This window comes from Aeromonas sp. SE22, assembly GCF_038739755.1.
GTDB lineage: Bacteria > Pseudomonadota > Gammaproteobacteria > Enterobacterales > Aeromonadaceae > Aeromonas > Aeromonas jandaei.
Window position 1 is genome coordinate 623795 of the sequence record NZ_JBCGFD010000001.1, and the last position, 13915, is coordinate 637709.

At 55.3% G+C, this 13915-nt stretch carries 13 protein-coding genes and 1 CRISPR repeat array; of the genes, 3 read left to right on the plus strand and 10 right to left on the minus strand.

Annotated features, from left to right (window positions below; genetic code table 11):
- Nucleotides 1-84 precede the first annotated feature (84 nt).
- The 3 genes from AAHA39_RS02725 to AAHA39_RS02735 all read left to right on the plus strand — a co-directional run bounded on the left by AAHA39_RS02725 (nt 85) and on the right by AAHA39_RS02735 (nt 4743).
- On the plus strand, nt 85-1542 hold the full coding sequence (locus AAHA39_RS02725; RefSeq protein ID WP_320656813.1) for a DUF262 domain-containing protein: 1458 nt from the start codon (nt 85-87) through the stop codon (nt 1540-1542).
- The gene (locus tag AAHA39_RS02730; RefSeq protein ID WP_320656812.1) at nt 1535-3610 is read left to right on the plus strand and encodes a DUF262 domain-containing protein; all 2076 of its coding nucleotides are present in this window, start codon (nt 1535-1537) and stop codon (nt 3608-3610) included. The genes AAHA39_RS02725 and AAHA39_RS02730 overlap by 8 nt, the downstream gene beginning before the upstream one ends.
- A 971-nt stretch (nt 3611-4581) precedes the next feature.
- Entirely contained in the window at nt 4582-4743 is a 162-nt protein-coding gene (locus AAHA39_RS02735; protein ID WP_320656811.1) for a hypothetical protein, read from the plus strand.
- A 485-nt stretch (nt 4744-5228) separates the two neighbouring features.
- Here AAHA39_RS02735 and AAHA39_RS02740 read toward each other — a convergent pair whose 3' ends face one another.
- The 10 genes from AAHA39_RS02740 to cas1 all read right to left on the minus strand — a co-directional run bounded on the left by AAHA39_RS02740 (nt 5229) and on the right by cas1 (nt 13891).
- Nucleotides 5229-5351, minus strand: a complete 123-nt coding sequence (locus AAHA39_RS02740) for a hypothetical protein (RefSeq protein ID WP_320656810.1) — start codon at nt 5349-5351, stop codon at nt 5229-5231.
- Between the two features lie 126 nt (nt 5352-5477).
- The gene (locus AAHA39_RS02745) at nt 5478-5978 is read right to left on the minus strand and encodes a hypothetical protein (RefSeq protein WP_320656809.1); all 501 of its coding nucleotides are present in this window, start codon (nt 5976-5978) and stop codon (nt 5478-5480) included.
- Nucleotides 5962-6957: a radical SAM protein gene (locus tag AAHA39_RS02750; protein ID WP_320656808.1), complete on the minus strand. Its 996-nt coding sequence runs from the start codon at nt 6955-6957 to the stop codon at nt 5962-5964. The genes AAHA39_RS02745 and AAHA39_RS02750 overlap by 17 nt, the downstream gene beginning before the upstream one ends.
- A 104-nt stretch (nt 6958-7061) precedes the next feature.
- Entirely contained in the window at nt 7062-7562 is a 501-nt protein-coding gene (locus AAHA39_RS02755) for a hypothetical protein (RefSeq protein WP_088869031.1), read from the minus strand.
- 96 nt (nt 7563-7658) lie between these two features.
- On the minus strand, nt 7659-9347 hold the full coding sequence (locus AAHA39_RS02760) for a GTPase (RefSeq protein ID WP_320655059.1): 1689 nt from the start codon (nt 9345-9347) through the stop codon (nt 7659-7661).
- A complete protein-coding gene (locus AAHA39_RS02765; protein WP_320655057.1) occupies nt 9340-9711 on the minus strand; it encodes a hypothetical protein in 372 nt (123 codons plus the stop codon). Before AAHA39_RS02765 ends, AAHA39_RS02760 begins: the two co-directional genes overlap by 8 nt.
- Nucleotides 9712-9718: 7 nt before the next feature.
- Entirely contained in the window at nt 9719-10483 is a 765-nt protein-coding gene (locus AAHA39_RS02770) for a GTPase (protein WP_320655055.1), read from the minus strand.
- Between the two features lie 35 nt (nt 10484-10518).
- Nucleotides 10519-11997, minus strand: a complete 1479-nt coding sequence (locus AAHA39_RS02775) for a GTPase (RefSeq protein ID WP_320655053.1) — start codon at nt 11995-11997, stop codon at nt 10519-10521.
- Between the two features lie 90 nt (nt 11998-12087).
- A CRISPR array of direct repeats spans nt 12088-12488; the repeat unit is 38 nt; unit sequence GTCTTAATCCCTTTAGTCAGGGCGTGGTCCAACAGGAC.
- Nucleotides 12489-12711: 223 nt separating this feature from the next.
- Nucleotides 12712-13011 (minus strand): CRISPR-associated endonuclease Cas2, encoded by a 300-nt coding sequence (locus AAHA39_RS02780; RefSeq protein ID WP_088869025.1) that lies wholly within the window; start codon nt 13009-13011, stop codon nt 12712-12714.
- A complete protein-coding gene (cas1, locus tag AAHA39_RS02785) occupies nt 13001-13891 on the minus strand; it encodes a CRISPR-associated endonuclease Cas1 (RefSeq protein WP_320655050.1) in 891 nt (296 codons plus the stop codon). Before cas1 ends, AAHA39_RS02780 begins: the two co-directional genes overlap by 11 nt.
- Nucleotides 13892-13915: the final 24 nt, after the last annotated feature.

The following is a 13915-nucleotide window of genomic DNA, read 5'->3' on the forward strand; positions in this document are numbered from 1 at the left end:
GAAGAACGAACTCTACTCCTCCCTCCTGAAACAGGGGCTGATGCAGTGGTTGTTGACCGGCTGCATCCGCCTACAGCAGGAGGCATGATGGAGAGCATCAATAATCAGGTGCGGTCGGTACGCCAGTTGCTGGCCATTCCCCAACTGGCTATCCCAAGCTATCAGCGGCCGTACCGCTGGGGCGCCAAGAATATCTCGGATCTCTTCAGTGATCTGGCGACCCATCAGGACAAGAGCGCCTACCGGCTGGGCTCGGTGGTGTTTCATCAGCACACCGATAGCAAGCTGGGCGAGATGCTTGATATCGTCGATGGTCAGCAACGCACACTGACCCTGATGTTGACCGTCAAGGCGCTTATCGGGGGGCTGGATAACGAAACTCGCAATGGCAAAGAGAAGAGTATCCGGTTTCAACGTCAGGATCTGCGTGAGCAATTGCAGGCCTTGCGGGGACCTATCGATGCGTTTATGCAGCGCCAGCACTTCCCCAGCCGTGATTCGGAGTTAAACCTCAGACGCAACTATCTGGAACTGCGTCGGCTGGTGGCCCGCCCTGAGTTTGACGAGCAGCAAATCGACTTTCTGCTCAACCGCTGTCAGGTAGTCTGCTTTGTGCTGCAGGATATCTCGGAGGCGTTCCAGTTCTTCGATTCACAAAATGCCCGGGGGCGCGATTTGGCCCCCCACGATCTGCTCAAGGCATTTCACCTGCGCGAGTTTGCTGACCATGAGGCCAACCTCAAGGCCGAGGCGGTTGCCCATTGGGAGCGCCTGCCAAGCGATGAGCTGGCCAATCTGTTCGCCCTCTATCTCTATCGGGTACGCCAGTGGGCCGAGGGCAAGTCGGCCCGTTATTTTGGCAAGGGGGAGGTAGATCTCTTCAAGGGGGTCAACCTCGACCGGGTGGGGCATTATCCCTATGTGGAGTCGCTGCGTATCGCCCACCACTTTGTCGATGAGTACAACAGCCAGTACCAGCGCAAGATAGATGGCCAGCGAATGACGTTTCCCTTTCATCTCGACCAGATGATCATCAATGGTCGGCGCTTTTTCGAGATGGCCGAGTACTACCAGACGCGGGTGGCCGCCATCGTGGTCGAGGAATCTGATTTCGGTAAGGCGCAATCTGCCACCCTGCTCGGCGAAGCGCTGACGCCGATGGCTAGCAAAGTTCTGTTTACCTTGGGCAGTTATGCAAAGCGCCACCGCACTGGGGATCGTTATGTGCGGGCCATGTTCGACTGCGCCCTGATCTTCTATATCGACAAGTTCGGCAGCCAGGGGCTGTCACTGGCCATCGAGAAGTGCTTTATCTGGGCCTATCGTTGCCGTATTCGCCAGCAGGTGGTGCAACTGGCGACCATGGATAACTACGTGCTGGAGCACAATCTGATCCGTGCCATTCGTGATGCCCGTTTGCCGGGAGACCTGCATGGTTTCCCTTTGCCGAGCATGAGCAAGAAAGAGAACCAGAACAATATTCGAAGTGGCACCGAAGATGAGCTGGTCGGACTGTTTCGGGAGATGAAATATTATGAGTGATGCAGACGTTCGCCCCTTTTCCATCCGTGCACTGCTCGAAGACAGCGCCCGCTATCTGGTGCCCATGTACCAGCGTAACTATGCCTGGGGCGAGGGAGAGATCACCCAGCTGCTGCAGGATGTGCTGGATTATCAGCAAAAATCGGTCGGTGCCAAGGGACCGCAAACCTACTATATCGGCACCTTGGTGGTGTTTGCCCGGGACGATAGTAGCTTCGAGGTAATCGATGGTCAGCAGCGCTTTACTACCCTCTCTCTGCTGGCCAATTGGCTCAAACACCCCCCTAAAGATGCGGTCGGTGCGGTGGATATGAGCTGGTATCAGACCATCAACCTCGCTTTTGAAAGTCGCCCGATATCGAGGCATACCTTCGAGCGCTTATGGCTGGGGGTAGCTCCCCACGATTTGCGGGGGAGTGCCTTCAATGAAGGTCTTGTGAACGGTTTTGAACTGATTGGCAAGGCAATGGCGGATCTTGGTTTGGTGGGGGCTAAACTGACGGCCTTTTGTGACTACCTCTTCACGCATGTGCAGATCTCTCGTATCGAGGTACCCAAGGATACCGATCTCAATCACTTCTTCGAGGCGATGAACAATCGCGGTGAACAGCTGGAAAAGCATGAGGTGATCAAGGCGAAGCTGATGGCTGTGCTAAACGACAAGATACCCGAGGAGGAGACTCGTCGCCAAAGCATTTATGCACTGACCCGGGTATGGGATGCCTGCGCCAATATGGAGCGCTATATCCAGTACGGTTTTACCCCAGAGGAGCGTCATCGCCTGTTCGGTGAGAAAGACTGGGGTCAGTTTGTTCCCCGGGATTTTGCCCATCTACTTGATCTGCTGGCACCCTCTTATTGCCCCCCTTCTGCAGATAAAAGCGATGATGATGTGATTGACGCCAGCCAGGGGCGCACCTTGTTGGCCATTTTGCAGGATGACAATCTCGATGGAGAGCAGAAGGTGGAGGAGGAGAGTGCAGGCTCCGAGCGCTTTAATAGCGTCATCAACTTCTCCAACTTTTTGCTCCATGTACTGCGACTCGTTAGCCGCGACCCCATGAATACAGAAGGGGTGCCGCTCGATGATAAACAACTGGTCGATCAGTTTGAGCTGCGGGTGATCGGGCAGACGGACCCAGTGGCGGCAGTTCAGCGTTTTATCTATGGCCTGTTGAAGAGCAAGTATCTGTTTGATCAGTTCATCATCAAGCGCGAGTTTGCCGATGGCAAGGATGGTTGGAGTCTGAAGCGGCTGCACTGGTATTCGGAAAAGAGCGTCAGTTACATCAATACCTTTGACAAGGATGAAAATGAGAATGGTTTCTCTGGTGTTAACCGGCGGATCCTGATGTTGCTGTCGGCGTTTCATGTGTCGACCCCGACCCTGGTTTACAAACATTGGCTGAATGGTGCACTGAGATATCTGTTCGACAATTGTCACCCTGATCAACCGGTGGAGGCCGGGGCTTATCTGTCCTATCTGGAAAGTCAGGCTCGCCGCTTTGTCTTCCAGCGCTTTTTGGCGCCGAGTGAAGGGGCTTCCTATTATCAGATGCTCTACCTAGATAACGCCCTGTTGCCCGCCATCAATGTGGATGAGAGCTGGCACGAGGTGATTACATCCAAACTTCGCTTCGGTCATATCGAGAACAACTTTGTCTTCAATTTCCTCGACTACCTGCTGTGGGTTACGAATCGAAATCAAGATAAAGATCGTGATATGGAGTTGTATCGCCGTTTCGAGTTTACATTCCGCAGTTCGGTGGAACACTTCTCACCCCAGCATCCGATGGATGGTTATAAACCGGTCGAGCAGAGTGCACTTCATTCGTTTGGCAACCTTTGCCTTATCAGCCACAGCAAGAACTCGCGCCTGAGTAACTTCCAGCCGCAACAGAAGCAGGAGCACTTTGAAGCGAGCCTTGCCAACAACCAGATTGATAGCCTCAAGTTGCTCGCAATGATCAGGCTTATGAAAAAGAAGGGTCGCTGGCAGGAGGATGAGATAGCTGAGCATCAAAAGCAGATGTTGCAAGTGTTGTTATCCAGCCAGATTGTGCAATAAGAGGCTATTTGGCCGACTATCAACTAGTGATAGCTAAGCCGCTAGCATGATGGGTGTCTAGCGTTAAAATAGGTTTACACAATTTCAACTAGCATTTCTCCACTCAAAATCCCCGATGTTCCACATCGGGGATTCTGTATTTCAACATATGATACGCTCGCCCCACGTTGTAGAGACTCACCGCCTCACGCACCATCTCCCGCGTGACTAATAACATCCAGATTCGCCAAGTTGAATAGGTCTGTATATTATAATTACCAGAATTAGATATTGATGGAATCGTTGTTTCATTATATTTCAGATGCAGGATTATTCAATTCCCACTCTGGGCAACAATGCGTAATTTATTGGTTTTTTTCGCCAGCAGATAAATTTCATAGTCATATCACTTACCTTAATCAAATAATAAAATATATCATCACAGCGTGACACTAAGTGAGATGATATATGTGATCACTCAGCATTCATCTTGTTTAAGATGGTGTTCTATATAGATCGTATTTCATTTTGAAATACAGGAGATGTAAATGAAGGTCAGAATGAAAAGGTATAATTCTTGAACATCTACAAGATAGCGTCGAAGGTATACATGAAATGAATAATAAGCCATCCTTTGGTTGGGGTTCGATTGGGTGCAAAAGGGCGGCTTGGTTATAATTAATGGTATCCCATTGTACTATCTTGGAACAAGATGCTGAGATGAGTATGGAGGGGTTGGTTATTGCATATCCAGTCGCTTTATCTTCATAATTTGATGGTTTTTCTGAGTTGTCTGTATGGTGAACAGGCTCAGCAAGTCGTTGGGTAGAAGTGTCTGCCACCATATAGCAGCGTAAAAATGTTCATTGCCATATAGTGGCACGGATTTTTGGCATTGAGATAGTAGTTTCATTAGCTTAAGGCCTTGTTTTATAAAGCGCCATTTTTTAATGATTAGGGTTTGTGTACATGATAAAACCATAACGATTTGCATGCAAAAATCTGGGGGGATTTTCGATAAAAATTGCCATAATATGGCAATTGGCCCTTTATATGCCATCAAACAAGTCTTGGAATTAACCGGCATGAAGAATGGTATTTTAATGGTGGTGGCTTGGTTTGTTGATGTCCCTTGCGGCATAACAGCTTGTTGAACTAAATAGCTGTACCGAATAGTAGATCACTGTAACTTGCTGTTCCGAATAGTAGATCACTGCACTCGTACCGATTCTACAGGTGACATGAATCACACATCGTCGCTGAACCTTGTCATTTCAGGCGTTGCCGTCAGATTGCACAAATTCCTTACGCTAAAGGCTTTCGGCAAGATGTAGCACTCCATTAAGAACAGTTGTTTAGGGCGTGACATTAAATTTTTTCATGTAGGCAAGGTTAATATTTTCTTGTGGGTGATTATTGCTTAACACATCAAGGATGTTATGTTGAATTTTAGAGGAAGCCATGCTGTAGTGTTGAGACGCGGCTACTTTTTGTTAAGGCTTAAATGGTTTAACAATCGAGAAATTTATTTTAAAGGTAGGTGGCTGCGTTCTTTTTTATTGAGCGGCATCATATTATCCTCCAATGAGGCCGAGCACTATCGATGCGTCATTGATAGTGCTCGACACATGTATGCTATTTATTGAGATCTAGCTTCTTTGCTGACAATGGCGAGAGCAACGACAACAACGCTGAGCATGACAACTTTGTCAGTTTCAAGCTCTTTGGCTTGCTCCAACAATTTTTCAAACAGTTCGAACATGATGGGCTCCTTTGTTTTTCAACCCTGTTAGGGAACAGCTATATTATGGACGTTGAATAGGGGGCTTGTGGTGTGACCAATTGGTGTTGTTGGCAAATGATTGGGCTGGGTGAACGTGCCAAGATATTATTCGATGGCAATGATGTCGTAGTTCCTGATGGCGTTGCCTATACAGACCTGATATTCCTCGCCGACAGTCAGTCCCATGGCGGGGGAGACAACAGGGGTATCTGGTGTAATACAGATAACCTTGCCCTGTGTGCATTCGTGCGGCTTGCCAAGGCTGGCAGGTGCAATAAAGAGTTGCACTCTCTCTTGCCCCTCCTCGAGCAGGGTGATAAGGGCTCCAAGCTGAATGTGCTGGTAGGGGCGTTGCTGTTTTGCTAGCAGGCTATGCAAGCGAACGCACTCTTGCAGTTGTCCCTGAAGTGTCAGGAGTCGCAATTTTTGGGCTTCAGTCAGATATTGTGCTTCCTCTTTGAACGTGTCATAGCGCGATTCCATGGCGCCAATGTGATAGTTGGCCTCCTGTTGTGCTTCATGAGCACCTGCGATGGCCAGCTCGCACATCCGGTGCAGTTCCTGTTGCAGCATGGTGAGCAACTGCAACTTAAGCGTTCTGGACATAGATCCGCTCCTCATTTATCGCTGCAGGCTGACGGGGCGGAAAGCTAAACCCTCGCCCTTGCTTGAGGCACCACGAGCGGGTTGAGCCAGGAAAACCGCAGTTGAAGTTGCATTGGCCGGTTAGTACCAGCCGCAGCGGCATCTGCAGTTCCTGCTGATGTTGTGCCAGCCAGGCTGGCAGGGTTGCCAGTTCTGAAGAGGGCATCGAATGACCAAGCTCCTTGCGCATATAGCAGAGCGAGATACTCTCGTCAGGAAATACCCGCAGATAATCAGCGAAGCCCTCCAGGCAGTCAGCCTGTTGCGGACAGTGCCGGCACTGCTGCGCGCCACGGCGCGCCTCATCCCCTAACTTGTACTCGACAATGCCACCGTGCCGGGTTTGATAGCGAATACGGTCACGTCCTCCGTGCTGACTTGCGCTACGGCCAGGGGCATTCAGCATGCTGATATCGGCAAACTGGTTAAGTGCTTCATGTGGAGAGATATAAAAGCGTTCATATTGCTCCGCCATGCTGGGCATCCAGTAGAGATCCAATAATTTGAGCCTGAGCTGATGGCGATCAATAAATGCGATCTGCTCTGGCAGATCGGCGCAGTGGCCTTTCAGCAATACCCGATTGATGGCAAGAGGAAGCCTATTGGCGATAGCACTCTCCAGACCATCGATAAAGCGGTGATATAGGTTTTGACCTGTGATCTGGGCAAAGGTGTCGGGGTTCATGGTGTGCCAGCTCAAACGTACGAGATCAACGCCGGCCTGCTTGAGCGGCAACGCATGACGAGCCAGCAGGCTGCCATTGGTAGTGAGCGATACCGTACAACCACATTCTTTAAGGTAGGCGACGAGATCAGCCAATTGATGGTTGCCATCTCGCCATAGCAAGGGTTCCAGTGCGGCAAGCTCGATTTTTCGGTTACCACCGTGGGCCAGCCAAACCGTGATCAACTGGCGAATATAGTCAAAACGAAGTTGCATTTGCTCTCTCCTGAGTCCATTTCATGGGGGGCAAGATAACGCCGTGTGGGCCGCATTTAGCGGCGTGCTAAATGGTGGGCCGTCATGGCGAAGCGGGGGCGGGGTTAGCAGGGGAGCGGGGTTCCCACGATGACCTTGGCTTTCAGCAGCCCTGCTACGGTGCGGCGGTAGTGATAGCCATCCTCAGCGACAGGTTCTACGGGTTTGTCCAGCAAGGTTGCGGCCAGACTGGCATGGATCAGGTAGTGATGCCCCCCGCAGCAACGCAGAACAAAGCGTTCGGCGCGCTCAGAAAGTTCCATCCAGGCTCGGGGCAGATCGGCACAAATAAGGCGACGAAGAGCATGACGAGCCCGCAGGCCATGTTGTCGGCAGCTGGCCATGGCAACCAGTTTCCAACCGCGCTTGGCCTTGAACAGGGTGCTGGCTATGACCCGGCCACGATAGGTCACCAGCCGCCAGCGTTGGGTCTTGCTCAGCAGATCCGCTGGCTCTGCATAGTGCAGGCCGCCACTCACCTCGGCATAACTGGCGACCAGCAACGCCCAGACCTGGTCCAGATAGGGTTGCATCTGGCGGCTGTTAGTCAGGGTCAGTGTCTTCATGTAGCCTCCGTATGGGTGATTGACAACGTGGATATCCTAATGTTGTCCGGGAGGCACTGAAGACATCACCAGTTGGTGAGCGCGTTTCTGGATGATTTATGAAAATGCACTCTGTTCGACAAGCGTGGTGCAATGGGGCAATGCGGTGATGCACTGGGTCACGTCATCCAGATAGCTTTGCAGGGGGGAGAGGTAATCTTGCCGGATCTGTTCGATCAAGGTATCGATTGCCCTCTGCAGATCCTGCTCGATGGCCGAGCCCCCTTTACCGAGCAGGTCGCTGTTATCAAAACCAACCCGTTGTCTGCGGGTATGCTCGGTCGGCGCTCCCATAAATTTATCTGCGATAGCTGCAGCTGCCAGCGCGGAGATTGCGCTGACAACCGGGCCACCCAGTGCTCCCGCCAACCCTCCCAGCAGGCCGGCGCCCAGGCGGGTTAGGCTGTGCCTGCCCTGATGGGCAGGCTCCTGCCAGGTAACATAGCGATCCCGGTACTCCCCCAACTCGCTCACCTGAAGCAGGCTGGCTGGGGTGGGGAGTGTGGCCAGCAGTGGAGCGAGATGGCGCTCGATCAGCGTTGCCAGTGTCTGTTCACGCAGCGTCCGATAGTCGTTGAGAAGTTGGTCTCGCTGCTGTCCCTCTTGATGGCGTTCAACCAGTGTCGGCCAGGCGTCAAGCAGCGAGATCAGCGCTTCTTCTTGCAGGGTTTGCCGCAGGATGGGGAGCGCTTGCTCGATCCGCCACAAGGCCTGCTCCAGCCGGGTCAGTGCTGGTTTTAACTGATGCTCAAGGGGAGCGATTACGCTGCGCTGAATAAAATAATCGAGCTGAGCTTGCCACTTGGCGGGTTTATAGCGCAGTGATTGCTCGGTGAGGGTGGCAAGCGCCTCTCCCAGCCTGTCCAGACCATGATCAGAATCAGGAGCTGTTTTGGCGCAGGCCACGGAGAGACTGATAGCCTGACGTAGAGTCCCCTTGCTGAGCAGGTGCTGCTGTGCGCGCTGATAGAGATCCTCCTCTTGTTGCTCACGTCGCTCGGGGGACTTGGCAACCAGCTTGCTCACCACCTGATGGCTGGCTTCATCCCAACTCTCTTGCTGGATGTCGCTGCGACTGATCACCGGCAGCAGGGGCTTGCCCAGGGTCAGCTCTGCAGCAAGGGCATCGAGTTCATGGATCAGTCCCGGATTGGTGGAGGGGGTGATCCAGAGCAGGGCATCGGCGCTATCGGTAAAGCGCCTTGCCAGCTCGCCGTTGGCCCGGGTGACCGAGTGCAACCCCGGGGTATCGATCAAGGCCAGTTTGTCACCGATCAGGATCACCGCAATCTCGCGGGTGGTTTCAGTGGCCCCTTCCGCAAGTGGTAAAGGGTGGGGGAGAAGGCTGCCTTCACGCAGGATAAAGGCCTGCGCACTGGCCATCAGTGTGGCGCCAAGTCGCTCGCTGAGATAGTTGATAAGGCTCGATTTTCCGGCGTTCACCTTGCCATAAATCAGCAGTACCAACCGGTCGGCCAGTTGTTCGCTCAGGGCTCGCATCGGTGCTTGGTTTTGCCACTCTTGCTGCCAGCCGGTGGCCAGATTGCTGAGAGTCGTCGTGAGCTGCGCCGCATCGGCTGCCAGCGCAGAGTTGGCGGCTCGCGCTGCCAACGGGGCGGGCAAGGCCAGTTGTTGTTGCAACTGGTCAAGCTGAGCCAGTAACCCCGCCTCTCTATCATGGGCAGCCCGTGAGGCGTCGGTCAACTTGGCCAGTCCCAGCTGAAAAGGGGTGAAGGGATCACTCATGGTCTGCTCCTCGGGTTGGCAGGGCCAACGCCGCCAGCGCAGCTTGTAGCTGAACCAGCTGGGCCAACTCCCGTTCCAGCGGGGCGGCGGCCTGCTCGGCCTCTCGCTCAATCCTGTGCAGTAGCGCCTCATAACAGCTTTGCGGGTCTGCCTGCAGTGTTGTGATGCCAGGGCTGGCCACATTCAGCTCGCGGCAGAGTTGCTCCAGCATCAACTCGCCCTGATGGCGGCTGGCGGGGTTGGGTCCTTGCGGTGTCGGATCCTCATATTGCTCGCTATCGGTGTTGCTCTCACGGGTGGCCAGATAGGTGACTACGCCGCTCACCAGGAGACCGCCGAGCCAAAAAAGAGGTGCTGCCATCATGTGCTCCTTAACGGTTGAGGGTATCGATGATCTGGTTGAGACGATCGGCCAGGTTTTCCCGAGCCGACAGCGGTTGCAACTGCGCCTTCAACATCCTGGCTTGCAGCTGGATCTGGCGAGCCTGCAGGATCTGCTCGAGCGCACCCTTGAGTCTGGCAAAGCGTCGGTGACGGCGGGCAAGCCAGCCGGCAGCGTCAGCCATCAATTGCTGGCGCAGGGCCGGGATGCCACTGCTGGCCAGCACAGACGTTTCACCCACTCGTTTACCCAGTTGCCAGCGGGTACTGCTGCACAGTACCAGCGGGCCATCCCACTGCTGCAAAATGGCGGCCAGTGCGGCTTCCTGCGCCTCCTCGCTGCACTCGTCGATCCGGGTTAACACCAGGGTGGCATCGTGCTCATCCAGCAAGGGAAGCAGGTCGGGGGCCAATTCACCGTTGCCGAGGGCATGGAGGATCAACAGATGATCGGCCTGCGCCATCGCCTGCTGGCTGGCCATATCATCCGCGCCGCTCGGGTCGGCATTGAGCCCGGGGGTATCGAGCCAGCAGAGGCCGTGGGCCACTCCTGTTTGCAACTGTCGGGTCTCCCGGCGATCGGCCACGGTAAACAGGTCACGCTCCATCAGTGCGTTGAGCAGGGCGCTCTTGCCGGTGTTGTAGTCGCCTATGGCGGCGACGGTTGGCCGCGGATCGGCGCGGTACAGTGCCTGCAGCGGGGCGATCTGATCATGCAGGTCCGGATAACGGCCAAGCAGGGTATCGAGCAGCATGGGGGTCTCTCCTGTCACTAGGGTATGAGTCAGTATCACGCCGCACTTGGGCTGTCGGTGATGTCACCAAATGGTGCATCCTGCGGGGCCAGCATGATGGCTATCTCCTCCAGCCACTGCTGCCACATCAACCGCTGTCGGGCATCGGCACTGGCTTGGCGAGCCAGTTCGGCCAGCTGTTGCTCAAGTCTCGCCAGCGGCTCGGCCAGGGTGGCCCGGATCGCCTCGTCCAGTGCCAGTGCGATCGTGCTTTCCAGCTGTTGGCTGAGGGCGCTGAGTTGTTGCATCTCAAGCAGCTTTGCATCGCGGGCCAGCTCGGCTTGCCGTGACTGTTCACGCTGTTGGCGATAGATCTCGGCAGCACCCAGCAGCAGGGAGATAGCCAGATTAAGCCGCCCTCCCACCTTGGCGAGCCCCCCCTGTAATAGCGGCATACCGAGCTTCATTGCCTCATCGACCGGATCGGTGAGCGGCCCCGCCGGGGCAGTGTGAGGCAATGGCTGCGTCATCGGATTAAGGGCGCGCCACTGCCGATCGGGTTGTTCGCTGGCAAGCCAGCTTTGCAGCCCGTGACAGAGCGTTTCAACCAGCATGGCAACCTGGGTTTGTGGGTCAGTGCTGTGGAGCGCCGCCGTCAGCGCGGGGCGCAGCGCGTTCAACTGGCAGGTCAGTTGTAACCGCCCCTGTTTTTGTAGCCGCTGTGCCAGATGTTGCAGTTGTTGACGCGCCGTCAGCAGCGACTGACTCGCCGGCTCTGCTGCCCCCTGTTGCAACAGCTGGGTCAGCCCTTGTTGCAGGCAGGCCAATAGCGGGGCTCGCCAGGGTTCGCCGGCCAGTTGTCGGGTGGCCCACTGTTGTAAGGTGCTTGCCAGCAGTGGGTAGCCGCTGGCGGCCAGCAGGGGGCCGCCTTGTTGGCGGGCCTGCCAGGCGGTCTCCAGATTAAGGGGGATCACCGGGATGGCGGCCAGTTGCGCAGGGGGGATCCCCTCCTGCTCCAGCGCCAGCAGATGGCGGCAGAGCTGCTGCTGCCAACAGGCGAGTAAAGCGGGTTCGCTGCTATCGCCATTGAGCACGATCAGCAAGGGGTTGCCACGTTGCAGCAGGGAGGCCAGCTGGTGATAGAGGCACGCCTCATCCACATCACCGCTGCGCACCACCACGACCACCAGATCGGCGCTGGCCAGCGCCGCCTCGGTGACCGCCTGATGGGGAATGGGGGCGTTCAGCCCCGGGGTATCGCGCAGGCAGAGCCCCTGCCAGGGGTAGTCGGTCACCCGGTCGGTCAGCGGGATATCGCCGGTCGGTGCCAGCTCTTCGCCGCTAAGTACATTGACCAGGGTGCTTTTGCCTGCGTTGTAGTTGCCAAGCAGCAGCAAGGTGGCGGGCTGGTCGTGTAGTCGGGTCAGCCAGCTGGCGAGTGTCCGGGCCAGCGGCATGCCAGCCGGGGTGGCCTGCAAGGCCTGCTGCAGGGCTATGAGACGCTGTTGCAGCTGGGCCTGGGGAGTATGGAGCATGGTCGCTTCCTCGGTGATAAGCACAGGAAAGAGGATAGCGGTGGCGAGTAAAAAAAACGGGCTGGCCAATTGGCCAGCCCAGGGGGCATTTCTCTCATCCCTTTAGTCAGGGCGTGGTCCAACAGGACCGGAGTGTGAGGACTGGGTTCTCGACGGAAGAATGTCTTAATCCCTTTAGTCAGGGCGTGGTCCAACAGGACCCAAGCGTACTGGTACCAAAGGTAACGATTAAGTGTCTTAATCCCTTTAGTCAGGGCGTGGTCCAACAGGACTCAGTCCGACACTTACATGGTTTCAGCCAGCTTCCGGTCTTAATCCCTTTAGTCAGGGCGTGGTCCAACAGGACGCCTGTTCTATCAGGTTATGGAATCTCCGGCAGCGGTCTTAATCCCTTTAGTCAGGGCGTGGTCCAACAGGACAATTTCACAACCTGAAAGAAACCTGCGAAGCAAGGTCTTAATCCCTTTAGTCAGGGCGTGGTCCAACAGGACCGAAGCCATTTATAACTCATTGTTTTTATTGATGCAACTTATCCACTGGTGTGGACAGGGTTGTGGATGAAAAAATGCCATTTTAAGCATTTTTTATGCCCATTGGTTTATGGTGTTTTTCAACCAACTGTTTTTAAAAAAGTTATATTTACCACCATTTTTATGAGGCCTCACTGCAGGCCTCTCGTTTTTTTATCTTGCAATGGCGAGGGATTTGTGAGTGTCAAAATACATAATCCGCCAGCCGGGGATCGTCGTGAAAGAGCAGTACCGGACCACGAGGGCCCAGATGAAAGCTTCCTTCGACGACTGAAAAGGGCAGGCAGAGCAGGCGATCCTGCTCCGGCTCGATCAGCCCCTTCAGCTCATCACAGAGGGCGAGGCGTTCTGCAGAAGTCAGCGGCAGCAGATAGAGGGATTTTTGCAGTGGCCAGCCGGCCTCGGCACAGCGGCGTTGCATCCGGCGCAGGCGCCGTGGACAACTGATGTCATAGCCGATCAGCCAGAGCGGTTTAGTGGTCATGGCCAACCTCCCGCTTGAGGGTCTGCTCCAGCACCTTGCGACAGACTCGGGCCAGTTGTCTGAGCCGTGGCTTGCGCGTTTTTTGCCAGCCAAACCAGAGGGGATAAAAGAGCTGCTGGCCCGCCCGGGTCAATCGACAGCCCTGATCCGAGGTGGTGAAGTGCTCCGCCGTCAGGGTATGACTCTGCCACAGCTGCAGTAGCCAGCGTTCCAGCTCGGCCCGGGTCAACTCCTTGATATCTAGCAGCAGGCTGGGCCTGCGGTAGCCGGTCACATGGTGCAATCCCAGCTGGGGATCGAATCCTTCGGCCAGCAGCGGTGGCAGCAGTGCTCTGTCCTCCAGGGTGGAGGTCAGCGAGAGCAGGGCATTGACGGGATCACGTGGTGGTTGACGCTGACGCCCGGTAAAGCCGGTGCCGGCCAATTGCCTGGCCCATCCCTGCCAGTAGCGCAGACTCAATTCGGCTTCAGCCAGCATGGGATGGTGCAGCGGCTTGAGTGGTGGCAGAGGGGGTTCGCCCAGTTGAGCCAACACGCAGTTCTGCCCGATCCGCCGGGCGTTGAGCAAGCGGCGTACCAGTTGTTGCTGGCAATCAGGTTGGGTGATGGCACGATACTGGATCAGGCGCAAGCTGTCGGGGGCATGGTGCAGTGAGCAGAGATGAGTGCAACTGCGGCGCCCCATGGCAATAAAGTCGATGCCTCGCTCGGCCAGCTTGAGCAACAGATCGCTGGAGAGGGTGATGCCTTGGCCCACCATCAGGCGGCTGATCTGGCCAAGACTGTAGAGACGGGAGGGGAGGTCAGGGTGGGCGAGATGGAGCAAACCATCTTGCAGGGTGAGTTGGTAGTCGGGGTGATCGAGTAGCAGGGTGGTCATGGCGGCGCTCCGGCAGGGATTTGC

Bases quoted from the DNA above. Each gene is read 5' to 3' on its own strand.
- AAHA39_RS02725 (WP_320656813.1), top strand. From the start codon at position 85: ATGATGGAGAGCATCAATAATCAGGTGCGGTCGGTACGCCAGTTGCTG.
- AAHA39_RS02730 (WP_320656812.1), top strand. From the start codon at position 1,535: ATGAGTGATGCAGACGTTCGCCCCTTTTCCATCCGTGCACTGCTCGAA.
- AAHA39_RS02735 (WP_320656811.1), top strand. From the start codon at position 4,582: ATGCAAAAATCTGGGGGGATTTTCGATAAAAATTGCCATAATATGGCA.
- AAHA39_RS02740 (WP_320656810.1), bottom strand. From the start codon at position 5,351: ATGTTCGAACTGTTTGAAAAATTGTTGGAGCAAGCCAAAGAGCTTGAA.
- AAHA39_RS02745 (WP_320656809.1), bottom strand. From the start codon at position 5,978: ATGTCCAGAACGCTTAAGTTGCAGTTGCTCACCATGCTGCAACAGGAA.
- AAHA39_RS02750 (WP_320656808.1), bottom strand. From the start codon at position 6,957: ATGCAACTTCGTTTTGACTATATTCGCCAGTTGATCACGGTTTGGCTG.
- AAHA39_RS02755 (WP_088869031.1), bottom strand. From the start codon at position 7,562: ATGAAGACACTGACCCTGACTAACAGCCGCCAGATGCAACCCTATCTG.
- AAHA39_RS02760 (WP_320655059.1), bottom strand. From the start codon at position 9,347: ATGAGTGATCCCTTCACCCCTTTTCAGCTGGGACTGGCCAAGTTGACC.
- AAHA39_RS02765 (WP_320655057.1), bottom strand. From the start codon at position 9,711: ATGATGGCAGCACCTCTTTTTTGGCTCGGCGGTCTCCTGGTGAGCGGC.
- AAHA39_RS02770 (WP_320655055.1), bottom strand. From the start codon at position 10,483: ATGCTGCTCGATACCCTGCTTGGCCGTTATCCGGACCTGCATGATCAG.
- AAHA39_RS02775 (WP_320655053.1), bottom strand. From the start codon at position 11,997: ATGCTCCATACTCCCCAGGCCCAGCTGCAACAGCGTCTCATAGCCCTG.
- AAHA39_RS02780 (WP_088869025.1), bottom strand. From the start codon at position 13,011: ATGACCACTAAACCGCTCTGGCTGATCGGCTATGACATCAGTTGTCCA.
- cas1 (WP_320655050.1), bottom strand. From the start codon at position 13,891: ATGACCACCCTGCTACTCGATCACCCCGACTACCAACTCACCCTGCAA.